This window comes from Aeromonas sp. FDAARGOS 1404 (assembly GCF_019047085.1).
GTDB lineage: Bacteria > Pseudomonadota > Gammaproteobacteria > Enterobacterales > Aeromonadaceae > Aeromonas > Aeromonas veronii.
Genome location: NZ_CP077237.1, coordinates 4656465 through 4679348, shown reverse-complemented (window position 1 = coordinate 4679348; position 22884 = coordinate 4656465). Strand labels below are relative to the sequence as shown.

The following is a 22884-nucleotide window of genomic DNA, read 5'->3' as shown; positions in this document are numbered from 1 at the left end:
AAGAGGTCAACCCATGAGCAACAATAACCGTCACGAAATATTTGAAAAAAGCGTTCCCATGCTGGTGGTCGGCATCATCTTCGCCATCAGTCTGGGGGGCCTGGTTGAAATCACCCCGCTGTTCTTCCAAAAGCAAACCACCGAGCCGGTGGAGGGCCTCAAGCCCTACACCGCTCTGCAGATGGAAGGGCGCGACATCTTCATTCGCGAAGGCTGCACCAACTGCCACAGCCAGATGATCCGTCCGTTCCGTGCCGAAACCGAGCGTTACGGTCACTACTCGGTCGCCGGTGAGAGCGTCTGGGAGCACCCCTTCCTGTGGGGCTCCAAGCGTACTGGTCCGGATCTGGCCCGTGTCGGTGGCCGTTACTCCGACGAGTGGCACAAGGTTCACCTGATCAACCCGCGCGATGTGGTACCGGAATCCAACATGCCCGCCTACCCCTGGCTTGATACTAATGTGCTGACCGGCGAGATGACCGCCAAGAAGCTGGCGCTGTTCCGCGATCACTTCGGTGTGCCCTATACCGACGCAGATATTCAGGGTGCAGGCGAAGCCGTGAAGGGTAAAACCGAGCTGGATGCGCTGGTGGCCTATCTGCAATCACTGGGTCATGCCCTGAAATAAGGAGGCGAAGATGGACTACGGCACATTTCGCGGTCTGTATACCCTGCTGTTGATGGCCATCATGATTGGCATCATCGTCTGGGCCTATAGCAAACGCCGCAAGACCTCTTTCGACGAGGCTGCCAATCTGGTTTTTGCCGATGATGAGCAACCCGGTGCTGATAAAAAGAACGCAGGAGCGAAACAATAATGAGCACTCTGTTTAGCATTTTTGTGACTGTCATCAGTCTGGGAACCATCCTCGGCTGCTTCTTGCTGCTGATGTGGTGCCGCAAGGACAAGATGGGTGTTGAAGAAGGCAAATCGATGGGTCACTCCTTCGATGGCATCGAGGAGATCAACAACCCGCTGCCGAAGTGGTGGACTTACATGTTCCTCTTCTTCATCGTCACCGGTCTGGTCTATCTGATCGCCTTCCCGGGGCTTGGCAACTTCAAAGGCCTGCTGGGCTGGCAAAGTTCCAACCAGGACGTGCGCTCGCTGGCCGAGTCCAAGGCTGCAACCGAATCGGCCAAGGCCGAAGGTCGCGCGGTGGAGTACGACCGCGAGGTCGCCAAGGCTGACGAGATCTACGGCGCCAAGTTCCGTGAACTCACCTATGAAGCGGATGGCAAAACCTATCGTGCCATCACCGAGATCGCCAAGGATCCGGAAGCCCTGAAAGTGGGTCAGCGTCTGTTCCTGCAGAACTGCTCCCAGTGTCACGGCTCCGATGCCCGTGGTGGCCGCGGCTTCCCGAACCTTACCGACAGCGAATGGCAATGGGGCGGCCAACCTGATCAAATCAAGACCACCATCATGGGCGGTCGTCAGGGGATCATGGCTGCCTGGGGTGAAATCCTCGGCAAAGATGGCGTTCAGGAAGTGGCCTCCTATGTGCTGAGCCTCTCCGGTCGCAAGGTTGACCTGGTGGAAGCGAAGAAAGGTGAAGCACGCTTTGCCATCTGCGCAGCCTGCCACGGGGCCGATGCCAAGGGCGGTATCGCCGTCGGTGCGCCAGATCTGACCAACAACACCTGGCTCTACGGTGGCTCCCGCGAAGTGGTGGTGCAAACCATCACCCACGGTCGTCACGGCGTGATGCCAGCCTGGAAAGACATTCTGGGTGAGGACAAGGTTCACCTGCTGGCCTCCTACGTTTACAGCCTGTCTCATCAACAGTCTGCCAAATAAGGTTCGCCCGTAACGTTGTAACATGTGATAAACACGTGATTACACAGCAAAAAGCCTCGACTCCTCGAGGCTTTTTGTTATCTTGTGTTGCGTAAAAACCATCTTCCACGTTAATCATTCGTTTCATGGCAGTAGCAATCATGACCCAACCTCTATCCAAACCGTGGTATCGCCAATTCTGGCCCTGGTTTATCATCGCCCTCCCCACTGCCGCCGTGGTCGGCAGCATCGCCACCGCCATCATCGCCAGCAAGGATGGGGTCAATCTGGTGGCCGAGGACTATTACAAACAAGGGAAAGAGATCAATCAGGACTTGAGCAAGTTTGACCGCTCCGAAACGCTCAATATCCGCTTTGGGCTGGAGGTTGACGGCAACGAGCTGACCCTCAAACCCATCAGCGGTGACATTCCTGCCGGGCAAGCTCTCTATCTCTCATTGTTCCACCCGACCTTGGCCGGTCAGGACAGCGAACACATGATCACCGCCGATGCGAGCGGCACCTATCGCCTCCATTTTGACAAGCCGCTGGTCGGCAAGTGGCACATTCGGGTCGATGCCTTTGACCACGAGTGGCGATTGCAAGAGACCGTCCAGCTGCCCACCCTGGCCCCTGTCGAACTCGACCCGAAAGGACGCTAAGCCATGACCGGCTGTTCTCACTGTGGCGGGCCGGTGCTCGCCAGCGCCCCTGCTGCTTGCATTCTGCATTCAGGGGGGCATAACGCATGACCCCCTGCTTTCACTGTGGCGAGCCGGTACCCGCCAATAGTGGCTATGCCCTTGAGATAAAGGGGATTGTTCGCCCTATGTGCTGCCCCGGTTGTCAGGCGGTGGCAGAAACCATCATGGAGTGCGGCCTCGCCAGTTACTACGATCACCGCACCGCTCCCGGCACCAAGGGAGATCTGGTACCCGAAGAGCTGGCCGCCCTCACCCACTACGATCTGGCAGAAGTGCAACAGGATTTTGTCACCGACAGCGGTACCCTTCGCGAAATCCAGCTGACAGTTGAAGGGCTCACCTGCGCCGCCTGTGCCTGGCTTATCGAACGCCACCTGATGACACTGACGGGCCTGCGCTACATCAATGTCAACACCACCACCCACCGGGCCCGCATCAAGTGGGATCCGGAGCTGCTCTCCCTAAGTGACATCCTCAAGGGATTTGCCCAGATCGGCTATCGTGCCTACCCGTTCCAGACCCATCAACAGGAGGCGCTCTACGCCAAAGAGGTGCGTAGCTATATGTTCCGGCTGGCACTGGCAGGGCTTGGCTCGATGCAGGTGATGATGTGCGCCGTGGCCCTCTACATGGACCTCTTCATCAGTGTTGAAGATGAGTTCATGGTCTACTTCAAGTGGATAAGCCTGCTGCTCTCCACCCCCATCATGATCTACTCGGCCCAGCCCTTTTACGTGGGTGCCTGGCGCAGTCTGAAACAGGGTCACCTGTCGATGGATGTGTCGGTGTCGCTGGCGCTGATTGGGGCTTTTATCGCCTCCATGTGGGCCACCGTGTTCAATACCGGTGAGGTCTATTACGACTCCATCACCATGTTCGTCTTCTTCCTGCTGCTGGGGCGCTTTCTCGAGTTGCGGGCCCGGCGCAAGGCGTCGGAATCGAGCTCCAACCTGGCCAGACTGGTGCCCATCATGGCGACCCGCATCGATGATGAAGGAGAGCATGAGGTAGCGGCCAAGACCTTGCAGGTCGGCGATCGGGTGCGGGTACTGGCCGGCGCCACCTTGCCGGCGGACGGCATCATTGTCGAAGGGCAAGCCAGCCTCAACGAATCCATGCTGACCGGTGAACAGCTGCCCCTGCTCAAACAGCGCGGAGATCAGGTCTATGCCGGCACCATCAACACGGATGCGCCGCTGCAGATCCGGGTCAGCCACCGTATCGAAGAGTCGCGGATCGCCCAGATCATGCGGCTGCAGGATCACGCTCTTGATGACAAACCAGCCATCGCCCAGATGGCGGATCAGCTGTCACGCCACTTTATTCTGGTGCTGCTGATCATTGCCGCCGCGGTCTGGACCTTCTGGCACTTCCATCAACCGGATCAGGCGTTCTGGGTCACCCTCGCCGTGCTGGTGGCCACCTGCCCCTGTGCCCTGTCACTCGCGACCCCGACGGCACTGACCTCGGCCACCGCCAATCTGACCCGTAACGGCATTCTGCTGCGCCGCGGTCATGTGCTTGACGTGCTGACCAAGGCAAACCGGATCGTGATGGACAAGACTGGCACCCTGACCACAGGGGAGATCAGTCTGACCGGCACCACCACCTTGGCAGACGTGGAGGAGGCGCACTGCCTCGCCATCGCCCGGGCTATGGAGGCGCAATCCGAGCACCCCATAGCTCGCGCCTTCCGGCTACCTGCCGACAGTATCAGTGTGCTGCCATCCGCCCGCGAGATCACCCCGGTCATCGGTCATGGCATCACGGCGCTGGTGGAGGGTGTACGCTACCGCATCGGCAGTGCCCGCTGGCTTGGGCTGGATCCGGCGCAAGAGCACGGCCGCGGTCTGGCTATCTATCTGGCCAACGAGCAGCAGGTATTGGCCCGCTTCAATCTGGAAGATACCCTGCGCCCCGATGCCAGGGCGCTGATCGCGGCATTCAAGGCAGCAGGTCTGCAAACTACCGTGCTGACTGGCGACAGCTCTTTGCAGGCAGACGAGATTGCCCGGGAACTGGGGGTGGATGAGCTGGTCAAGGGGGTCTCGCCCGATGGCAAGCTGGCCTACCTCAAGGCCCGGGAAGCCCAAGGGGATATCAGCATCATGGTGGGCGATGGCATCAACGACGCGCCGGTACTGGCCGGAGCTCACGCCTCGTTCGCCATGGCTGGTGGCACCGATCTGGCGAAAAACAGCGCCGATGCCATCCTGCTGGCCGATGACCTGAGCCGACTGCTCGAGGCCAGAGTGCTTGCAATGCGTACCCGCAAGATCATCATCGAGAACTTCGCCTGGTCCATCGGTTACAACCTGCTGGTGCTGCCGCTGGCGGCCTGCGGCTGGCTGCCCCCCTATCTGGCGGCGGCGGGCATGTCGCTCAGCTCACTCATCGTGGTAACCAACTCCATGCGCCTCAACCGATGAGGCCGGTGGCGGAAAATAGCTGAAAATGTGGCCTGCCTCCGATGCAGGCCACATTTCTCACTGATAGCGGCTGGCCCCCTGCCCGAACAGGGTTACCATAGGGGACGCTTGCCAAGGATGAACGCCAAGGTACCTCTCATGAATATAATTTTTGTCCTGATCCCCATCGCCATTCTGTTTGTGATCATCGCTGGGGTCGTCTTCTTCTGGGCCATTCGCTCCGAGCAGTTTGAAGATCTCGACCGGCAGGGTTCCAACATCCTGTTTGACGAAGAGCAACCCGCCCACAAACCCGTAAAGCCTGCTGACCATGACCCACAACCTTGATCTGCTGGGGGCCCTGCTGGTCGGACTGGCAGGCTCGGCTCACTGCATCGGCATGTGCGGGGGTGTCTCCGCCGCGCTCTCCATGGCGATCCCCGCCAACAAACAGCATTTTTGGGGGCGGCTTGCCTATCTGCTCAACTACAACCTCGGCCGGATCCTGAGCTATGTGATTGCAGGCGCACTGGTGGGCGGACTGCTCGCCACCACCAGCGAGCTGGGCGCTGGCAAACACGCTATTGCCGGCTTGCGTCTCGTGGCAGCGCTATTGATGATTGCGCTTGGTCTCTATCTGGCGGGCTGGTGGCAAGGGATCTTGCTGCTGGAGCGGCTCGGCGCCAGACTTTGGCCCCGTATCAAACCGCTGGCGGGCAAGTTTCTCCCCTTCACCTCGCCTGTGCAGGCACTGCCCTTTGGCATGGTGTGGGGCTGGCTGCCCTGCGGGCTGGTCTATTCCATGCTGACCTGGAGCGCGGCGGCCGGTTCGGCCAGCGGCGGGGCGCTCATCATGCTCTTTTTTGGTCTCGGCACCCTGCCTACCTTGTTTGCGTTGGGGGGACTCGCTGATCGCCTGAGATACTGGCTCACCCTGCGCAGTTTGCGCCTTGGCGGTGCCCTGCTGCTCATTTTGTTCGGGGTGCATACCTTCTGGATTGGCATTGCTTCCTTTTGAAACCCTATCCAAAACGGATGAGTTGATGGTAAACTTGTTTGATATAAATCAATTATTCGTATGAGCCTATGATCCCGGAAAAGAAACCTGGCAGACGTATCCAGAGCGGTGGCTGTGCAATTCATTGCCAGGATTGCAGCATCAGTCAGCTCTGTATTCCCTTCACTCTGAACGACAACGAGCTTGATCAGCTTGACAGCATCATCGAGCGCAAGAAGCCGATCCAGAAGGGTGAAGAGCTGTTCAAGGCTGGCGATGAGTTCAAATCGCTCTATGCCATCCGTTCCGGGACCATCAAGTCTTACACCATCACCGAGCAAGGTGATGAGCAGATCACTGCGTTCCACTTGGCTGGCGATCTGGTCGGGTTTGATGCCATCAATAAGCAGGCCCACCCCTCCTTCGCCCAGGCGCTGGAAACGGCCATGGTGTGCGAGATCCCGTTTGAAGTGCTGGATGATCTCTCCGGCAAGATGCCCAAACTGCGCCAGCAGATCATGCGTCTGATGAGCAGCGAAATCATGGGCGATCAGGAGATGATCCTGCTGCTCTCCAAGAAGAATGCTGAAGAGCGCCTCGCCGCCTTCCTGCACAATCTGTCGGTACGCTTCTCCGAGCGCGGCTTCTCCGCCAAGGAGTTCCGTCTCTCCATGACCCGTGGTGACATTGGCAACTATCTGGGTCTGACCGTCGAGACCATCAGTCGTCTGCTCGGCCGTTTCCAGAAGTCCGGTCTCATCAGCGTCAAAGGCAAATACATTACCGTGCTTGATCAGGTCGCGCTGGGCATGATGGCCGGTGCAACTCGCCCGCCCTGCGGCTGATTTTTCCGCTTACCCTCCCGCTTTTCTCCTGCTTTCCCTGCCGGATCCTTTCCTCTGGAATGTGATCCGGTACGTTCCCCATACCCTCCTCCTGCGCTAAGCTGTAATGGCTAAGATTCTGCTGTCATTGGACTTTTCCAAGGAGGAGAAGATGGTCAAATATCAGAATATTCTGGTGGTTATCAATCCAGAAGAGGAGCGTCAAATCGCCCTCGAACGGGCAGTCAAAGTCGCCGAGCTGGACGAAAACGCCCATCTGACCCTGCTGCTCACCATCTATGACTTCTCGTATGAAATGACCGCCATGCTCTCGGTGGACGAGCGGCAAGAGATGCGCGACGGCGTCATTTCACAGCGACGTGAGTGGCTGGACGAGATCCTGACCCCCTATCGGGCACAGGGGATCGAATGCGAAGTGAAGGTTGTCTGGCACAATCGCCCCTTCGAGTGTGTCATTCAGGAAGTGCTTGAGCAGCGTCACGATCTGGTGGTCAAAGCCACTCACCATCACAGCTTCCTGCAAACCTTCATCTTTACCCCCACCGACTGGCACCTGCTGCGCAAATGCCCCTGTCCGGTGCTGCTGGTCAAGGAGGGTCACTGGCAACGGGGCGGCAACATCATCGCCGCCATCAACTGCTCAAGCGACGATCCGGATCAGAAACTGCTCAATGAACGGATCACCCAGGAGGGAAGCGACATCGCCGAGCTGCTGGGCTCCAATCTCTATCTGGTCAACACCTACCCGGGCACCCCGGTCAACGTGGCCATCGAGCTGCCGGAGTTTGACCCCAACGCCTACAACGAAGCTATCCGCAAACACCACGAAAGCCTGCTGCTCAGCCATGCCGACAAGTTCGGGATCGGTCATCTCTGGACCCGGGTAGCAGAGGGGCTACCGGAAGAGGTGTTGCCGGATATGGCCGAAGAGCTCAAGGCGACCCTGATGATCATGGGCTGCGTCGGCCGTACCGGGCTTTCTGCAGCTTTGCTCGGCAATACTGCCGAACATGTGATTGACCGCCTCTCCTGCGACATCCTGATCCTCAAACCGGCGGACTACAGCTGCCCGGTCGACAGTCGTCGCAATCAATCATAAGGTGCCTGGCACCTTGCCCTCCCCCGGGACATGGCTATAATAACGCGCTTATTTGTGTCCCGGGTTTTACGAGCATGCTAGAAGAGCTGAACGCCAAAGAAAAATACAGTTTTAACAAACTGCAGAAGCGCCTGCGGCGCAACGTGGGTCAGGCCATTGCCGACTTCAACATGATTGAAGAGGGCGACAAGGTCATGATCTGCCTCTCCGGCGGCAAGGACAGCTTCGGTATGCTCGACATACTGATGAGCCTCAAAGCCAGTGCCCCCATCCATTTCGATCTGGTTGCCGTCAACCTGGATCAGAAGCAGCCCGGTTTCCCCGAGCATGTGCTGCCCGAGTATCTGGATTCCCTCGGCATCGAGTACAAGATCGTCGAGGAAGATACCTACTCCATCGTCAAAGAGAAGGTACCGGAAGGAAAAACCACCTGCTCTCTCTGCTCACGGCTGCGCCGCGGTATTCTCTACCGCACCGCTCAGGAGCTGGGTTGTACCAAGATTGCCCTTGGCCACCACCGCGACGACATCCTCGAGACCCTGTTCCTCAACATGTTCTACGGTGGCAAGCTCAAGTCCATGCCGCCCAAGCTGGTGAGCGACGATGGCAAGAACGTGGTGATCCGCCCGCTAGCCTACTGCAAAGAGAAGGATCTGATCCGCTACGCCGACGTCAAAGCCTTCCCCATCATTCCGTGCAACCTGTGCGGCTCGCAGGAGAACCTGCAGCGTCAGGCCATCAAGCAGATGATGCAGGATTGGGATCGCCGCTTCCCCGGTCGTATCGAAACCATGTTCACCGCCATTCAGGACGTGATCCCGAGCCACCTCCTCGACCACAAGCTGTTTGACTTCAAGAGCATCAATCGCGACTCCGGCATCATCGATGGTGGCGACAAGGCGTTTGATCCGCCCGAGATGCCAAAGGCGCCGCTGCTGGACATCGACGAGATGGACATGCTGGATGTGATTGAAGTGCGCTAAGCCGCGCTCACAGGGCAAACGCCACGCAATAAAAAAGGAGCGATGATCGCTCCTTTTTTGCTTTCTTGACCTGCCTGTTACCAACGTGACAGCGCCATCGGCATCAGCCCTTGTGCAGCCAGGGGGTCAGTCGCAACACGTCACCCTGCAGACGCAGTTGCCCTGCGGCGAACGCGGCCAGCTGCTCATTGCTCAGCAGCAGGTGGCCTTCCTGCCAGGACAGCGCCTCCTGACGGGCGCCATCAATCAGATAAGCGGTACCGCTCTGCTGCACCAGGGTAATACGCACTCCTTCCATCTTCGGCAGGAAGTGCTTGCCGACCATGCCCGCCATCTTGTCGAGCAGCGACTGCATCTGCTGCTGACGGGCCGCTAGCTCCGCCAGCGGCAGCTCGGGCCCGTTCGGCGCATCGGCCATCACCTGTACCGCCATATCGCAGGTGGCGTGGGGCTCTTTGAGCGTGACCTGCACCATCCCTTTGTCGAGGTTGAGATCATCATCGAACGGCAGTCGCAATTCGCTGTCCACCGTCACCTCGGCGGCGACCTCCTTGTCCTGCGTCGATACCCGCGCAGCGGCCAGACCGCAGCGCTGACCATTTTGCGGATCGGTCAGATAAAACCCCAGTCTGGCGTGACCAAACTCCCCTTTGGCAAAGGTCTTCATCTGGCTGTAGAAGGTGCTGTATTGCAGATCCAGCATCGGCTCAGCCAGCGCCAGCCCTGGCAGCAAGAGCGTGGCCAGCAGGCTCTGGCGCACAGCCTTGGTCACTCCATATCGACGGGTCATTCAACGTCCTTTTGCATCATGCATTGAAATGGTTGGGGCCTTCTGTCACCTCATTAACCTCTACACCTACCCCGCAGAGATCCCGATAGAGGATCCCCTTGCAGTTGAAATAGAGCGGTGCCACCCAGATAAGCCCCAACCCCATGGGGATCAGAGCCAGGAAGAAGAGCGCGGTCATCACGCCGTGGAACAGCACAATGCTGGGCCAGCCGCGCGCAAAGAGCTTGAGAGAAACCAGAATGGCCTGGGGCGGCGTCAAGCCACGCTCCAGCACCAGAGGTACGGTAAAGAGCAGCCCCATGCCGATCAGGGCCGAGGGAATGAAAGAGAGTACGGCGGGCAATCCCAGCAGATCGAATAGCGGGCCAAACAGGCTGGTGAGCAGACTGCCAAGCAGGCTCAACATGCCGAGGCGTACAAAGTGGCGGAAGAAGTCGAACACCTGGTTAGCGCGGGCGCGCACCCCGACCGACTGCTGCAACCCCAGCATATCGAGGGAGCTGGTCATGGGGGCCATCACCACCGTCATCAGCAGGCTCAGCACCATGGCCACATTCATCTGGCTATCATCCCCCAGATAGGGCAACAGCAGCACATTGCTAAGCAGGATCCAGATCGCCGTCACCCCGACAATCGCCAGCAGCAGGCCAAATCCGGTACGGCGGGTCTGTTGCCATCCCTCCTGGATGACCCCTTTCAGATCAAGGCGGTAGCCCTGGTTCAGAGACTGCTCAAGGGAGCCGCCAATACGCATTTTATTACTCAATTGACTATCCAATATCGAAAACGACCAAATCAGGTGGCACATTATAGCGATTTGGTCTGCTATTCGTAGCCGTTTTTCCTGCGCACTTGCGGCTAATTCGGGCCAAAAAGCCTTTAATTTCATGTGTCGGCTGCATAGAATGCGGCCCTCTTTCAACACGATGGCCACTGGCTGGGGTGAGACTGGCGGATGATGAACAATCCACAGGTAATTGTTGCGCTGAACAAGATCAGCAAAAAATACGATGGCAAGGTGATCCTGAGTGACCTTGACCTTGAAATCTATGACGGTGAATTTCTTACCCTGCTGGGCCCCTCCGGCTGTGGCAAGACCACCCTGCTGCGCCTGCTGGCCGGGCTAGAATCGGTCGACGGTGGCACCATCCATCTGGCCGGTGACGAGATCACCCATATCCCCGCCGAACACAGGCACATCAACACCGTGTTCCAGAGCTATGCGCTCTTCCCCCATATGACGGTGTTTGAAAACGTCGCCTTTGGCCTCGAGATGCAGAAAGTACCGGCCAGCGAGATCCGTCAGCGGGTCGAGGAGACCCTCGCCATGGTGCAGCTTACCGAGCTGGCCAACCGCCGCCCGGATCAGCTCTCCGGCGGCCAGCAGCAACGGGTCGCCATCGCCCGCGCCGTGGTCAACAAGCCCCGCCTGCTGCTGCTTGACGAATCCCTCTCGGCGCTCGACTACAAGCTGCGCAAGCAGATGCAGAGCGAGCTCAAAGCGTTGCAGCGTCGCCTGGGCATCACCTTTGTCTTCGTTACCCATGATCAGGAAGAGGCGCTCACCATGTCTGATCGCATCCTGGTGATGGAGGGCGGCAAGATCATCCAGCGCGGCACCCCGCGCGATATCTACGAATCGCCAGCCAACCTGTTCGTGGCCCGCTTTATCGGCGAGATCAACGTGATGGATGGCAAGCTGATCAGCCAGCGCGAGCCCGGTATCTGGCAGGCGGAGGTAGAGGGGCGCGAATGCCTGCTTCATACCACACTGCCATTCCAGCCAGACGACAAGGTGCTGGTGCTGCTGCGCCCGGAAGATCTGCGCATTCTCGATCAGGATGACGATCAAAGTGGTGCGCTGCGGGGCAATATCCGCGAGCGCAACTACAAGGGGGCGACGCTGGATTCGGTGATCGAGCTCGAAAGTGGCAAACAGCTGCTTATCTCCGAGTTCTTCGACGAGGATGACCCCGACTTTGACTACCGTCTGGGTCAGGAGGTGGCGATCCACTGGGTCGACAGCTGGGAGGTGGTGCTGCCCTATGAGCCTCACTAATCTGCGGGTAGCGCACAGCTTTGCCCACAACGGCTTTCGCAACGGAGCCATTGCGCTGATCCTGGGCTGGTTGACGCTGTTTGTCTTCCTGCCCAACCTGATGATCATCGGCGTCAGCTTCCTGACCCGTGATGAGTCCGAGCTTATCGCGCCGCTCTTTACCCTGAGCAACTATGGCCGCCTGCTGGACCCCCTCTATTTCGAAGTGCTGCTCCACTCCCTCTGGCTGGCGCTGCTCGCCACCGCCATCTGCCTGCTGGTGGGCTACCCCTTTGCCTGGCTGCTGGCCCATCTGCCAACGCGCATTCGCCCGCTGCTGCTGTTTCTGGTGGTGGTGCCGTTTTGGACCAACTCCCTGATCCGTACCTATGCGCTAAAAGTGCTGCTCGGCACCCGGGGGCTGATCAACGGCTGGCTGCTGGATCTGGGGCTTATCGAGCGACCGCTGCAGATGATGTATACCGAGGTGGCCGTCATCATCGGGCTGGTCTATGTGCTGCTCCCCTTTATGGTGCTGCCGCTCTACTCCAGCATCGAGAAGCTGGATGGCCGTTTGCTGGAGGCGGCGCGGGATCTTGGCGCCAATGGCTGGCAGCGGCTGGTACGGATCATCTTGCCCCTCACCCTGCCCGGCATCATCGCCGGTTGTCTGCTGGTGTTCCTGCCCGCCATGGGGATGTTCTATGTCTCCGATCTGCTGGGGGGCGCCAAGCACCTGCTGATCGGCAACCTGATCAAGACCCAGTTCCTCAACAGCCGTGACTGGCCCTTTGGCGCCGCCATCAGCGTGATGCTGACGGTGCTGATGGCGCTGTTGGTCTACTGCTACTGGCGGGCGGGCAAGCTGCTCAGCAAGAAGGGGGAGCTGGCATGATGCGCGCACTGAAAGCTCTGTTCCTGCTGCTGGTGTTTGGCTATCTCTATGTGCCCATCGGGGTGTTGATCGCCAACTCCTTCAACCTGTCGAAATATGGCATCGACTGGCGCGGCTTTACCCTGGGCTGGTATGAGAAGCTGTTTGCCAGCGCCAGCCTGATGCAGGCGGCCCAGCACTCCCTGACCATCGCCGCCCTCACCGCCACCGCAGCGACCCTGATCGGCACCCTCACCGCCGTGGCGCTGTTTCGCTACCGCTTTCGCGGCAAGCAGTACGTCAGCGGCATGCTGTTCGTGGTGATGATGTCCCCCGATATCGTGATGGCCATCTCCCTGCTGACCCTGTTTGTGGTGACCGGCATTGCGCTGGGCTTCTGGTCGCTTCTGATCGCCCACATCACCTTCTGCCTGCCGTTCGTGGTGATCACCGTCTACTCGCGGCTGTGCGGTTTTGATGTGCGGATGCTGGAGGCAGCGCGAGATCTGGGGGCTGGCGAGTGGATCATCCTGCGCCGCATCATACTGCCGCTGGCCCTGCCGGCGGTGATGGCGGGCTGGCTGCTCTCCTTTACCCTGTCGCTGGACGACGTGGTGGTGAGCTCCTTTGTTACCGGCCCGTCCTACGAGATCCTGCCGCTCAAGATCTACTCCATGGTCAAGGTGGGGGTCTCCCCCGAGGTCAACGCCCTGGCCACCCTGATGCTGGTCGCCTCCCTCGGGATGGTGCTGCTGGCGCAACTGTTACTGCGTAAACGGCAGGGTTGACCCTGCCCGTTTCATCCCCGCCATCTTTGGCGAACTCTGTCACGGTGGGCCGCAAGGCCCCATAACCCCAAGGAGTTGTTGATGACAATCCAACACAAGGCCGGCGCCCTGCTGGCAGCCGCCCTCACCCTCACCACCCCGCTGCTGAGCCAGAGCGCTCACGCGGCCGATGACAAGGTGGTCTACTTCTACAACTGGTCGGAATATGTGCCGGACGGCCTGCTGGAGCAGTTCCAGCAAGAGACCGGTATCAAGGTGATCTACTCCACCTACGAATCCAACGAGACCCTCTACGCCAAGCTGAAAACCCATGGCGACGGCTATGACGTGGTCGTGCCCAGCACCTACTTCATCTCGAAAATGGCCAAAGAGGGGATGCTGCAGCCGCTGGATCGCGCCCAGCTGCCCAACTTCAAGCACCTCGACCCTACCCTGCTCAACCACGAGTACGACCCGGACAACCGCTACTCCATCCCCTATATCTGGGGCGCAACCGGGATCGGCACCAACACCGATATCATCGAACAGCCGGTCACCAGCTGGAAGCAGCTCTGGGCACCGGAGTGGAAAGAGAGCCTGCTGCTGATGGACGATGCCCGCGAGGTGTTCCATATTGCGCTGGTGCAGCTGGGCTACAGCCCCAACACTCAAGACAAGGCGCAGATCGCCGAAGCGTTCGAATACCTGAAAAAGCTGATGCCCAACGTCAAGGCGTTCAACTCCGACAACCCGGCCGACCCCTTTATCGCCGGTGAGGTCAATATCGGCATGCTGTGGAACGGCTCGGCCTACGGCGCCCAGCGCGAATACCCCTCCATCCAGATGACCTATCCCGAAGAGGGAGCGGTACTCTGGATGGACAACCTCGCCATCCCGGCCAAGGCCAAGCATGTGAAGGAGGCACACGCTCTGATCAACTTCCTGATGCGCCCCGATGTGGCCGCCAAGGTGGCCGAGGCGATTGGCTACCCCACCCCGGTCAAGGATGCTATTCCACTGCTCACCCCGGCGTTTCGCAACAACCCCATGGTCTTCCCGAGCGATGAGATCAAGCGCAAGGGAGAGTTCCAGTCCGATGTAGGGGATGCCTCCCGCCTCTACGAGCAGTACTTTCTGCAGCTGAAAGCCATGGTGGCCAAGGCCGGTTAAGTCAGTGGTTAATCAGCCCTGACGGGATTAATGGATAAAGGGGGCAATATTTGCCCCCTTCTCTTTTTCACCACCAGCCCCTTTTCTCAACACAATAATCCTTGTAAGTCACCCCAGGCAGCCAGCTGCATAAAAATTTTAGGGGTGCGAGCAGTGAATATGGGTCATTCCATTTAGATTCAGAGTTGCCCCATTGTGGAGATATAGGCACAATAGGTGTGTTTATAGGGAATGACGGTACTGTATTATCGAAAGACTGTTTTAGGCATGATGTGACTAAATGACTGTTAATTAACAAATACAGTCCAATTAATAAAGGATATACATTGAGCATCAGAATAAACGCTGGTTTAAGCACAAGGCTAGCATTCGCCCTCGAAGACCTTTGTCGTGATATTTTATCTGCTAATGGTTGGCAAGTTGAATTGTTAGACTCATTTTCTGATACAGGGATCGATATTGTTGCAACGGAACCGACCGGAAAAGATCGTATCGCGTTTGAAGTCAAATACACACGAAACCCCATATATCCCACCTCAGCCCTATTAATTTCCTCAGAAAGGCTTATTGAAAGCGCTAGTGCTGCAGGCATTAGCAAAGCAATCCTTATTGTTACCGCAGATATAAAGCCAAAAATTAAAGAGCGGATCGAGGCCGAATATAGAATACAGGTTTTGGATTTAAATAAATTACTATCTTTAGCAAGCATAGAGTTGGAGCTATTCGGTAAACTTATAAAGCTGTGCGAAGTTGATCTGTCAGAACGAAATCTCGATGGAAATATTAAATCTATCATTCAACCTAAAAAGATAAAATCTTCATACAATACAAAAACATCTCAAGAAAATGAAAGAATAGGTACTGCTTTTATTGATAGTCTTCGTTCTATACCTCTTGGCAAAGATGGTTGCTATGATTTTGAAAATACCGTCAGTAACATTTTAAAGTATCTTTTCGATGGAGACCTAACCGGTTGGCATCAACAGAAAAGAACTGCAGATGATTTGCACCGTTATGACTTAATTTGCCGAGTCATAGATAACTCTACCGTTTGGAAATTCATTTCTCTAAATCTAGACTCTAGGTATGTTTTATTTGAATTTAAAAACTATAAAGATGAAATAGGGCAAGCGCAAGTATATTCAACAGAAAAATATCTTTATGAAAAAGCTAAGCGCAAAGTTTGCTTTCTTATTTCAAGAATGGGTCCCTCAGAAAATGCGATTGTCGCTTGTCAGGGAGCAATGCGTGAACATGGAAAATTGATTCTAAACCTTGATGAAAACATGCTAATAGACTTGATAAAAAGCAAAATCTCTGGTGATGATCCAAATGAGTTATTATTTGAAAAAGTGGATAAATTCCTCATGGAACTTCCGCGCTGAAAAAATATCTAGCATTTTTTAGGTAGTTTTCTTGTGCGATCCTTAGCATCATCTGGTTCAAAGTTTTGGCTGAGGTGTTTAAGGTGTAGGTAAACTACGAAGTGGCAGGCCGATTAATTCTGTGCTTTTTCATTATCCCTTAGGGGTGTAGATTGGCTGTGGGGGCAAGCGTTGCCCCCTCTCTTTTTTTCATGACCCCTCGAGGTATCACGGAAAACACGCTTTTCGCCGATATCGCGGGTGGCCTGAGCCAATCAGGAGTATTCATGTCCGATCTGACCCTCTATTTCGCTCCCGGCACTTGTGCCATGGCCGTGCAAATTGCCCTGCTGGAAGCGAATGCCCCGTTCCAACCCCGTCTCGTCAACCTCGCCGCCGGTGAGCAGCGTGATCCTGCGTATCTTGCCATCAACCCCAAAGGACGGGTGCCAGCCCTTGTCACCGAGCAGGGCACCCTGACCGAGACCCCGGCCCTGCTGCTCTATGTGGCGCAGCGCTTCCCCGATGCCAAACTGGCGCCGCTGGACAACCCGTTCCTGCTGGCCCGCATGCAGGAGGTCAACAGCTTCCTCGCCTCCACCGTGCATGTCTCCCATGCCCACGGTCGCCGTGGCAGCCGCTGGGCCGATGACGAGCAGGCCATTGCCGCCATGCAGCAGAAAGTCGCCAGCAATATGCGCGATGGCTTTGCCCAGATTGAGCAACACTATCTGGCTGGCCCCTGGGTACTGGGCGAGCAGTTCAGCGTGGCGGACATCTATCTGTTCGTGGTCGCGGGCTGGCTGAAAAGCGATGGGGTCGAGATCAGTGAATTCCCCAAGGTTGCCGATCATTATCAGCGCATGCTGAGCCGTTCGGCGGTCGCCAAGGCACTGGCCAACTAACCATAAAATCAATAACTCGATAAATAACAAGGGTGTCAGGGCTCTGCTGACACCCTTCCTGCCTCCTCCCCTGCACTTCTTCTCCCGCCTTTGAGATCGTTTTCACATTTCCGTGGTTTTGCCGTGGCCCTTCCCCGGTAAAAAGCCTATCTTTGCGCCATGACGCAACCGGTTGCGTAACCGGTTGCCTAGCGGTTCACAGATTGACGGGCCAAGGCCTGATGAGGTGCTGTATGAAACGAGGCGTACTGCTCAATGCTCCCCTGAGTGCTCTGGTGGCACAGATGGGCCACACCGACGAGATCACCGTCTGCGATGCTGGCTTGCCCATTCCGGCAGGTCCGGAGCGGATCGATCTGGCGCTGATGGCGGGGACGCCCAGTCTTGAAACCGTACTGACCGCCCTGCTCACCGATCTGGTGGTGGAGAAAGCGATCATGGCAAGCGAGATCAAGCAGATCAGCCCCGCCGCCCATCAGGCGCTGGTCGATCAGCTTGAGGCGCACGCAGCCGCCCAGGGCAAACCCATCGCCATCGAATACTGCCTGCACGAGGAGTTCAAAACCCGCTCCCGCCAGAGCAAGGCGATCGTGCGCAGCGGCGAGGTGACTCCCTACGCCAACCTGATCCTCTGCGCCGGTGTGGCGTTTTAAGCCCCTTCAAGGAAGCTGCAAATGAGCACAACCTCCCCCCTCTCACCCATTCTGGAGCTGACCGGGATCGTCAAGACCTTCCCCGGTGTGCGCGCCCTCGACGAAGCGGGTCTGCGGGTCTATCCGGGCCAGGTGATGGCCTTGCTCGGTGAAAATGGCGCCGGCAAATCCACCCTGATGAAAGTGCTGACCGGTATCTATCAGGCCGATGCGGGCAGCGTCAGCTATCGCGGTCAGTCGGTCCACTTCAAGGGCCCCCGCGACTCTCAGGATCAGGGGATCAGCATCATCCACCAGGAGCTGAACCTGCTGCCGGAGTTGTCGATTGCCGCCAACATCTTCCTCGGTCGCGAACCCCATACCCGTTTTGGCAGCATCGACCACCAACAGCTGCGCGAGCGGGCAAGCGGCCTGCTGGCGCGACTTGGGGTCAAACACGGGCCGGATACCCGACTCGGGGATCTCTCCATCGGCGAACAGCAGATGGTGGAGATCGCCAAGGCGCTGTCGTTCGATGCCAGCGTCATCATCATGGACGAGCCGACCGATGCGTTGACCGATACCGAGACCGAGCAGCTGTTCAAGGTGATCCGCGAGCTGCGCGAACAAGGTTGCGGCATCGTCTATATCTCTCACCGCCTCAAAGAGATCTTCGAGATCTGCGATCGGGTCACTGTGCTGCGCGATGGCAAGTGGATCGGCGAGAAGGCGGTGAGCGATCTGGATGAAGACAAGATCATCGAGATGATGGTGGGCCGCCGGCTGGAAGAGCAGTACCCGCGTCTTGAGCGCGAGCTTGGCCCCGTCAGCCTGCAGGTGAAGGATCTGGCCGGTCCCGGCGTGCGCGGGGTGAGCTTCTCCCTGCGTCAGGGGGAAATTCTGGGCTTTAGTGGCCTGATGGGTTCCGGCCGTACCGAGCTGATGAAGCTGATCTACGGCGCCAGCCCCATCAGCGCCGGTGAAGTGGCAGTGGACGGTCATGCGCTGGTGCCCAAAAGCCCGGCCGATGGTCTGGCCGCAGGCATCGCCTATATCTCCGAGGATCGCAAGGGGGATGGGCTGGTGCTGGAGCTGTCGGTGCGCGAAAACATGAGTCTGTGCGCCCTCGACGAGTTCATCAGCAACGGAAAGATTGACGGCAAGGCCGAACGGCAGGCGGTGAGCGACTATGTGCGCCTGTTCAACATCAAGACCCCGAGTCAGGATCAGCTGATAAAGCTGCTCTCCGGCGGCAACCAGCAGAAGGTGGCCATCGCCAAGGGACTGCTGACCCGGCCCAAGGTACTGATCCTCGACGAGCCGACCCGCGGCGTCGACGTGGGGGCGAAAAAGGAAATTTATCAGCTGATCAACCAGTTCAAGAAGGAGGGGATGAGCATCATTCTGGTCTCCTCCGAGATGCCGGAAGTGCTCGGCATGAGTGATCGCATCATGGTGATGCATGAAGGGCGCATCAGCGCAGAGTTCAACACCCGCGATGCCAATCAGGAGAAGCTGATGGCGGCGGCAGTCGGTAAACAGTGGCAAGCAGAGCAAGAGGCATCCCAATGACAACCCAAACCCTTTCCCGCCGTGGCGTCATGAGCAAGGCGTGGTGGATCGAGAACAAATCCCTGGTCGCGCTGCTGGTCCTGATTGGTGTGGTCTCCTTTCTGAGCCCCAACTTCTTCACCGCCGACAACCTCCTCAACATCCTGCGCCAGACCTCGGTCAACGCCATCATGGCGGTCGGCATGACGCTGGTTATCCTCACCGCCGGTATCGATCTGTCGGTCGGCTCTGTGCTCGCCCTGTGCGGCGCGCTGGCCGCCACCATGGTCGCTATGGAGTTGCCCATCTGGCTGGTGGTGCCCCTCACTCTGGGTGCCGGTGCCCTGCTGGGTGGCGTCAGCGGTCTTATCATTGCCAAGGGCAAGGTGCAGGCATTTATCGCCACCCTGGTCACCATGACCGCCCTGCGCGGCATCACCATGGTCTATACCGAGGGGCGCCCCATCTCCACCGGTTTCAGTGACGGCGCCGATCACTTCGCCTGGCTCGGTACCGGTTACCTGTTCGGTCTGCCGGTGCCCATCTGGCTGATGGCCATCGTCTTCCTGCTCGCCTGGTTCATGCTCAACCACACCCGTCTCGGTCGCTACATCTACGCGCTGGGCGGTAACGAGTCTGCCACCCGTCTCTCCGGTATCAATGTGGATCGGGTGAAGCTGGCGGTGTATGGTCTGTGCGGCGCGCTCTCGGCGCTGGCAGGGCTTATCGTTACCTCTCGTCTCTCCTCTGCCCAGCCGACGGCGGGCATGGGTTACGAGCTGGATGCCATCGCCGCTGTGGTGCTGGGTGGTACCAGCCTGATGGGCGGCAAGGGCCGCATCATGGGGACCCTGATCGGTGCCTTGATCATCGGCTTCCTCAACAACGCCCTCAACCTGCTCGACGTATCCTCCTATTACCAGATGATCGCCAAGGCCAGCGTGATCTTGCTTGCCGTGATGATCGATAACAAAAGCAATCGTTGATAAGACAAGCCACACACAAGGAATGAAATGATGAAAAAGCTCAATACCCTGCTCGCTGCCGCCATCATGTCCGTGCTGGGCACCGCCCATGCCGCCGATCAAACCCTGGCGATGGTGGTCTCCACCCTCAACAACCCCTTCTTCGTCACCATGAAAGAGGGTGCCGAAGCCAAAGCCAAGGAGCTTGGCTACGAGCTGGTGGTACTGGACTCCCAGAATGACCCGGCCAAAGAGCTCTCCAACATGGAAGATCTCACCGTGCGCAAGGTCGGCGCCATCCTGATCAACCCCACCGACTCCGAAGCAGTCGGCAACGCTATCCGTCTGGCCAACCGCGCCAGCATTCCGGTACTGACCCTGGACCGCGGCGCTGCGCAGGGTGAGGTCAAGGCCCACATTGCCTCCGACAACGTGGCGGGCGGTAAGCTGGCCGGTGACTTCATCACCGAAAAACTGGGTACCGGTGCCAAGGTGATCCAGCTGGAAGGGATTGCCGGTACCTCCGCCGCCCGCGACCGTGGTGAAGGTTTTGCCCTGGCCGTGGCGGCCAACAAGCTGCAGGTACTGGCTTCCCAGCCTGCCGACTTTGACCGCACCAAGGGTCTGAACGTCATGGAAAACCTGCTGGCCGCCCATCCGACCGTACAGGCAGTGTTCGCCCAAAACGACGAGATGGCGCTGGGTGCCATCCGCGCGGTACAAGCTGCCGGTAAAGAGGTGATGATCGTCGGCTTCGACGGCACTGACGATGGCAAAGCCGCCGTTGCCAAGGGTAAACTGGCCGCCACCGTGGCCCAGCAACCAGCCCTGATCGGTGCCATCGGCGTCGAGACTGCCGACAAGGTGCTGAAAGGTCAGCCGGTCGAGAAATCCATTCCGGTACCGCTGCAAGTGGTCAGCAAATAAATCACAAGGGGGAGGCTCGCCTCCCCTTTTCCCTTTCGTTCAAGTGCCTCCCGGCTTGAGCTCACGCCATCACAGTGTTCAAGCCAAGATGCATCAGGAGTAGTCAACATGAATCGTCTCGTCGTTCTGGGCAGTGTCAATGCAGACCATGTGCTGCGCGTTCCCCACTTTCCTCGCCCGGGTGAAACCCTGACCGGCCACAGCTATCAGGTAGTGCCCGGTGGCAAGGGGGCCAATCAGGCAGTCGCTGCCGCCCGCCTCGGCGCTCCCGTCTCCTTTATCGCCCGCATCGGTGATGACGCCATCGGCCACCAGATGAAAGCCGGCTTTGCCAAAGATGGCATCGACGTCAGCGCCGTCGAGCTCGATCCCAAGCTCCCGACCGGTATCGCCATCATCTATGTGAGCGATGAGGGGGAGAACAGTATCGGTATCTCCGCCGAAGCCAACGGGGCCATCACCCCTGCCGTGGTGAAAAACCACGAAGCGATGATCGCCGACGCCCACACCCTGCTGTTGCAGCTGGAAGTGCCGCTCGAGAGCGTCCATGAAGCTGCACGGCTGGCTCGCGCCCACGGCACCCGGGTGGTGCTCAACCCCGCCCCTGCCCGCCCGCTCTCAAGCGAGCTGCTGGCACTGGTCGACCTTATCACCCCCAACCAGACCGAAGCGGAGCTGTTGACCGGCGTCAAAGTCACCGACGAAGCGAGTGCCCGCGAGGCGGCCGCCCGCTTCCACCAGATGGGCATTGCGGACGTGATGATCACCCTGGGGTCGCAGGGGGTCTATTGCAGCAACACCCAGCAGCAACAGCTGATACCGGGCTTTCGGGTCAAGGCGGTGGATACCACAGCCGCAGGCGATACCTTCAACGGCGCCCTGCTGGCGGCGGAACTGGCGGGTGCCGATTTCCACAGCGCGGTGCGCTTTGCCCACGGGGCGGCGGCACTCTCCGTCACCCGGTTCGGCGCCCAGAGCTCCATCCCGAGCAAGCAGGAGGTCGACACCTTCCTGCTTGAGCAGACTGCACAGGGGCACTGATGGCCAATATCAAGGAGGTGGCGGCGAGGGCCCAGGTCTCCACCACCACCGTATCCCACGTCATCAACGAGACCCGTTTCGTGGCCGAGGAGACCCGCGAACGGGTCTTCGCCGCCATGCGCGATCTCAACTATGCCCCGAGTCTGGTTGCCCGCAGCCTCAAGGTGAAGGAGACCAACAGTATCGGCATGCTGGTCACCACCTCCAGCAACCCCTTCTTTGCCGAAGTGGTGCGCGGGGTGGAGCGTTACTGCTTCGAGCAGGGCTACAACCTGATGCTGGGCAACACCGAGGGTCAAGCCGAGACGGCCCTCTCCTACCTCAAGATGATGCTGCGCAAGCGGGTCGATGGCCTGCTGATCATGTGTAGCGAAGGCCAGCAAGAGGTGTTCAATCAGCTCGACTGGCTCAAGAGCCTGCCGGTGGTGGTGATGGATTGGGGGCTGGTCAGCGAGGATGTGGATCTTATCGCCGACAACTCTTTCCACGGCGGTTATCTGGCGACCCGCCATCTGATTGAGCTTGGCCACACCGCCATCGGTTGCATCACAGGCCCCCACAGCCGCGCCCCCGCCAACCAGCGCCAAGCTGGCTTTGAACAGGCGTTGCAGGAGGCGGGTCTTACGATCAATCAAGAGTGGATCCAGGAGGGGGACTTTGATTGCGCCAGCGGCCATCAGGCGATGACTCGTCTGCTGGCATTGCCCGAGCGCCCCACCGCCCTCTTTGTCTGCAACGACATGATGGCGATGGGAGCCATCAGTGCCGCCCATCAGGCGGGGCTGGTGATCCCGCGGGATATCTCCATCGTTGGCTATGACAATGTGGCGCTGGCCGAATTTATGTCGCCGCCACTCACCACCGTCAACCAGCCCAAAGAGGAGCTGGGACGCCTCGCCGTCACCCGCCTGTTGGCTCGCATAAACGGCGAAGCGGTGGAGAATCACCTGATCACCGTCGACCCTGACCTGGTGATCAGGCAATCCTGCGCGCCCCGTCCCTGACGTTCAGGGGCAATAAACGAACAAGGCGACCCCAGGGTCG

At 58.4% G+C, this 22884-nt stretch carries 24 protein-coding genes; 22 read left to right on the top strand and 2 right to left on the bottom strand.

Features of this window, described 5'->3' with window-relative positions; genetic code table 11:
- Positions 1 to 13: 13 nt before the first annotated feature.
- The 10 genes from ccoO to ttcA all read left to right on the top strand — a co-directional run bounded on the left by ccoO (position 14) and on the right by ttcA (position 8816).
- Complete coding sequence (ccoO, locus tag I6L34_RS21580) at positions 14 to 628, top strand: cytochrome-c oxidase, cbb3-type subunit II (protein WP_005336618.1); 615 nt, start codon at positions 14 to 16, stop codon at positions 626 to 628.
- 10 nt (positions 629 to 638) lie between these two features.
- Positions 639 to 818, top strand: coding sequence for a CcoQ/FixQ family Cbb3-type cytochrome c oxidase assembly chaperone (locus I6L34_RS21575; protein ID WP_005336620.1), 180 nt, complete (start codon positions 639 to 641; stop codon positions 816 to 818).
- On the top strand, positions 818 to 1801 hold the full coding sequence (gene ccoP / locus I6L34_RS21570; protein ID WP_005351929.1) for a cytochrome-c oxidase, cbb3-type subunit III: 984 nt from the start codon (positions 818 to 820) through the stop codon (positions 1799 to 1801). Before I6L34_RS21575 ends, ccoP begins: the two co-directional genes overlap by 1 nt.
- Before the next feature lie 140 nt (positions 1802 to 1941).
- Positions 1942 to 2442, top strand: a complete 501-nt coding sequence (locus tag I6L34_RS21565) for a FixH family protein (RefSeq protein WP_216955320.1) — start codon at positions 1942 to 1944, stop codon at positions 2440 to 2442.
- Between the two features lie 86 nt (positions 2443 to 2528).
- Complete coding sequence (locus I6L34_RS21560; protein ID WP_216955319.1) at positions 2529 to 4913, top strand: heavy metal translocating P-type ATPase; 2385 nt, start codon at positions 2529 to 2531, stop codon at positions 4911 to 4913.
- A 138-nt stretch (positions 4914 to 5051) separates the two neighbouring features.
- Positions 5052 to 5240, top strand: a complete 189-nt coding sequence (gene ccoS / locus I6L34_RS21555) for a cbb3-type cytochrome oxidase assembly protein CcoS (protein WP_005336630.1) — start codon at positions 5052 to 5054, stop codon at positions 5238 to 5240.
- Positions 5224 to 5910 (top strand): sulfite exporter TauE/SafE family protein, encoded by a 687-nt coding sequence (locus tag I6L34_RS21550; RefSeq protein ID WP_201992196.1) that lies wholly within the window; start codon positions 5224 to 5226, stop codon positions 5908 to 5910. The genes ccoS and I6L34_RS21550 overlap by 17 nt, the downstream gene beginning before the upstream one ends.
- A gap of 68 nt (positions 5911 to 5978) precedes the next feature.
- Complete coding sequence (locus I6L34_RS21545; RefSeq protein ID WP_005351934.1) at positions 5979 to 6734, top strand: FNR family transcription factor; 756 nt, start codon at positions 5979 to 5981, stop codon at positions 6732 to 6734.
- 151 nt (positions 6735 to 6885) lie between these two features.
- Positions 6886 to 7833: a universal stress protein UspE gene (uspE, locus tag I6L34_RS21540; protein WP_005345417.1), complete on the top strand. Its 948-nt coding sequence runs from the start codon at positions 6886 to 6888 to the stop codon at positions 7831 to 7833.
- A 74-nt stretch (positions 7834 to 7907) separates the two neighbouring features.
- The gene (gene ttcA, locus I6L34_RS21535; RefSeq protein ID WP_201929871.1) at positions 7908 to 8816 is read left to right on the top strand and encodes a tRNA 2-thiocytidine(32) synthetase TtcA; all 909 of its coding nucleotides are present in this window, start codon (positions 7908 to 7910) and stop codon (positions 8814 to 8816) included.
- Positions 8817 to 8919: 103 nt separating this feature from the next.
- Here the strand turns inward: ttcA and I6L34_RS21530 are convergent, their stop codons facing one another.
- Complete coding sequence (locus tag I6L34_RS21530) at positions 8920 to 9606, bottom strand: DUF2987 domain-containing protein (RefSeq protein WP_216955318.1); 687 nt, start codon at positions 9604 to 9606, stop codon at positions 8920 to 8922.
- A 16-nt stretch (positions 9607 to 9622) separates the two neighbouring features.
- Positions 9623 to 10360, bottom strand: a complete 738-nt coding sequence (locus I6L34_RS21525; RefSeq protein ID WP_005351939.1) for a hypothetical protein — start codon at positions 10358 to 10360, stop codon at positions 9623 to 9625.
- A gap of 201 nt (positions 10361 to 10561) precedes the next feature.
- On the opposite strand from I6L34_RS21525, the gene potA reads away from it, so the two are divergent.
- From potA to I6L34_RS21465, 12 genes are all read left to right on the top strand, one after another.
- Positions 10562 to 11665 (top strand): spermidine/putrescine ABC transporter ATP-binding protein PotA, encoded by a 1104-nt coding sequence (gene potA / locus I6L34_RS21520; RefSeq protein ID WP_005351940.1) that lies wholly within the window; start codon positions 10562 to 10564, stop codon positions 11663 to 11665.
- Positions 11652 to 12539 carry a spermidine/putrescine ABC transporter permease PotB gene (potB, locus tag I6L34_RS21515; protein ID WP_071910068.1) on the top strand — a complete coding sequence of 296 codons (888 nt, stop codon included), beginning with the start codon at positions 11652 to 11654 and terminating at the stop codon, positions 12537 to 12539. Before potA ends, potB begins: the two co-directional genes overlap by 14 nt.
- Positions 12536 to 13306 carry a spermidine/putrescine ABC transporter permease PotC gene (gene potC, locus I6L34_RS21510; RefSeq protein ID WP_042051845.1) on the top strand — a complete coding sequence of 257 codons (771 nt, stop codon included), beginning with the start codon at positions 12536 to 12538 and terminating at the stop codon, positions 13304 to 13306. The genes potB and potC overlap by 4 nt, the downstream gene beginning before the upstream one ends.
- 81 nt (positions 13307 to 13387) lie before the next feature.
- Positions 13388 to 14455, top strand: a complete 1068-nt coding sequence (locus I6L34_RS21505; protein ID WP_005345409.1) for an extracellular solute-binding protein — start codon at positions 13388 to 13390, stop codon at positions 14453 to 14455.
- A 326-nt stretch (positions 14456 to 14781) separates the two neighbouring features.
- The gene (locus I6L34_RS21500) at positions 14782 to 15840 is read left to right on the top strand and encodes a restriction endonuclease (RefSeq protein ID WP_216955317.1); all 1059 of its coding nucleotides are present in this window, start codon (positions 14782 to 14784) and stop codon (positions 15838 to 15840) included.
- Between the two features lie 266 nt (positions 15841 to 16106).
- The gene (locus tag I6L34_RS21495) at positions 16107 to 16724 is read left to right on the top strand and encodes a glutathione S-transferase family protein (RefSeq protein WP_216955316.1); all 618 of its coding nucleotides are present in this window, start codon (positions 16107 to 16109) and stop codon (positions 16722 to 16724) included.
- Between the two features lie 233 nt (positions 16725 to 16957).
- Positions 16958 to 17377, top strand: coding sequence for a D-ribose pyranase (gene rbsD, locus I6L34_RS21490; RefSeq protein ID WP_103252053.1), 420 nt, complete (start codon positions 16958 to 16960; stop codon positions 17375 to 17377).
- A gap of 21 nt (positions 17378 to 17398) precedes the next feature.
- Positions 17399 to 18928, top strand: coding sequence for a ribose ABC transporter ATP-binding protein RbsA (gene rbsA, locus I6L34_RS21485; RefSeq protein WP_216955315.1), 1530 nt, complete (start codon positions 17399 to 17401; stop codon positions 18926 to 18928).
- A complete protein-coding gene (gene rbsC, locus I6L34_RS21480) occupies positions 18925 to 19893 on the top strand; it encodes a ribose ABC transporter permease (protein WP_005336670.1) in 969 nt (322 codons plus the stop codon). The genes rbsA and rbsC overlap by 4 nt, the downstream gene beginning before the upstream one ends.
- A 30-nt stretch (positions 19894 to 19923) precedes the next feature.
- Complete coding sequence (gene rbsB / locus I6L34_RS21475; protein ID WP_005336672.1) at positions 19924 to 20799, top strand: ribose ABC transporter substrate-binding protein RbsB; 876 nt, start codon at positions 19924 to 19926, stop codon at positions 20797 to 20799.
- A gap of 108 nt (positions 20800 to 20907) precedes the next feature.
- Positions 20908 to 21840, top strand: a complete 933-nt coding sequence (gene rbsK / locus I6L34_RS21470) for a ribokinase (RefSeq protein WP_216955314.1) — start codon at positions 20908 to 20910, stop codon at positions 21838 to 21840.
- A complete protein-coding gene (locus I6L34_RS21465; RefSeq protein ID WP_043820137.1) occupies positions 21840 to 22844 on the top strand; it encodes a substrate-binding domain-containing protein in 1005 nt (334 codons plus the stop codon). Before rbsK ends, I6L34_RS21465 begins: the two co-directional genes overlap by 1 nt.
- Positions 22845 to 22884 lie beyond the last annotated feature (40 nt).

Excerpts from the sequence above, each read along its gene's own strand:
- ccoO (WP_005336618.1), top strand. The coding sequence starts at position 14 with ATGAGCAACAATAACCGTCACGAAATATTTGAAAAAAGCGTTCCCATG.
- I6L34_RS21575 (WP_005336620.1), top strand. The coding sequence starts at position 639 with ATGGACTACGGCACATTTCGCGGTCTGTATACCCTGCTGTTGATGGCC.
- ccoP (WP_005351929.1), top strand. The coding sequence starts at position 818 with ATGAGCACTCTGTTTAGCATTTTTGTGACTGTCATCAGTCTGGGAACC.
- I6L34_RS21565 (WP_216955320.1), top strand. The coding sequence starts at position 1,942 with ATGACCCAACCTCTATCCAAACCGTGGTATCGCCAATTCTGGCCCTGG.
- I6L34_RS21560 (WP_216955319.1), top strand. The coding sequence starts at position 2,529 with ATGACCCCCTGCTTTCACTGTGGCGAGCCGGTACCCGCCAATAGTGGC.
- ccoS (WP_005336630.1), top strand. The coding sequence starts at position 5,052 with ATGAATATAATTTTTGTCCTGATCCCCATCGCCATTCTGTTTGTGATC.
- I6L34_RS21550 (WP_201992196.1), top strand. The coding sequence starts at position 5,224 with ATGACCCACAACCTTGATCTGCTGGGGGCCCTGCTGGTCGGACTGGCA.
- I6L34_RS21545 (WP_005351934.1), top strand. The coding sequence starts at position 5,979 with ATGATCCCGGAAAAGAAACCTGGCAGACGTATCCAGAGCGGTGGCTGT.
- uspE (WP_005345417.1), top strand. The coding sequence starts at position 6,886 with ATGGTCAAATATCAGAATATTCTGGTGGTTATCAATCCAGAAGAGGAG.
- ttcA (WP_201929871.1), top strand. The coding sequence starts at position 7,908 with ATGCTAGAAGAGCTGAACGCCAAAGAAAAATACAGTTTTAACAAACTG.
- I6L34_RS21530 (WP_216955318.1), bottom strand. The coding sequence starts at position 9,606 with ATGACCCGTCGATATGGAGTGACCAAGGCTGTGCGCCAGAGCCTGCTG.
- I6L34_RS21525 (WP_005351939.1), bottom strand. The coding sequence starts at position 10,360 with ATGCGTATTGGCGGCTCCCTTGAGCAGTCTCTGAACCAGGGCTACCGC.
- potA (WP_005351940.1), top strand. The coding sequence starts at position 10,562 with ATGATGAACAATCCACAGGTAATTGTTGCGCTGAACAAGATCAGCAAA.
- potB (WP_071910068.1), top strand. The coding sequence starts at position 11,652 with ATGAGCCTCACTAATCTGCGGGTAGCGCACAGCTTTGCCCACAACGGC.
- potC (WP_042051845.1), top strand. The coding sequence starts at position 12,536 with ATGATGCGCGCACTGAAAGCTCTGTTCCTGCTGCTGGTGTTTGGCTAT.
- I6L34_RS21505 (WP_005345409.1), top strand. The coding sequence starts at position 13,388 with ATGACAATCCAACACAAGGCCGGCGCCCTGCTGGCAGCCGCCCTCACC.
- I6L34_RS21495 (WP_216955316.1), top strand. The coding sequence starts at position 16,107 with ATGTCCGATCTGACCCTCTATTTCGCTCCCGGCACTTGTGCCATGGCC.
- rbsD (WP_103252053.1), top strand. The coding sequence starts at position 16,958 with ATGAAACGAGGCGTACTGCTCAATGCTCCCCTGAGTGCTCTGGTGGCA.
- rbsA (WP_216955315.1), top strand. The coding sequence starts at position 17,399 with ATGAGCACAACCTCCCCCCTCTCACCCATTCTGGAGCTGACCGGGATC.
- rbsC (WP_005336670.1), top strand. The coding sequence starts at position 18,925 with ATGACAACCCAAACCCTTTCCCGCCGTGGCGTCATGAGCAAGGCGTGG.
- rbsB (WP_005336672.1), top strand. The coding sequence starts at position 19,924 with ATGAAAAAGCTCAATACCCTGCTCGCTGCCGCCATCATGTCCGTGCTG.
- rbsK (WP_216955314.1), top strand. The coding sequence starts at position 20,908 with ATGAATCGTCTCGTCGTTCTGGGCAGTGTCAATGCAGACCATGTGCTG.
- I6L34_RS21465 (WP_043820137.1), top strand. The coding sequence starts at position 21,840 with ATGGCCAATATCAAGGAGGTGGCGGCGAGGGCCCAGGTCTCCACCACC.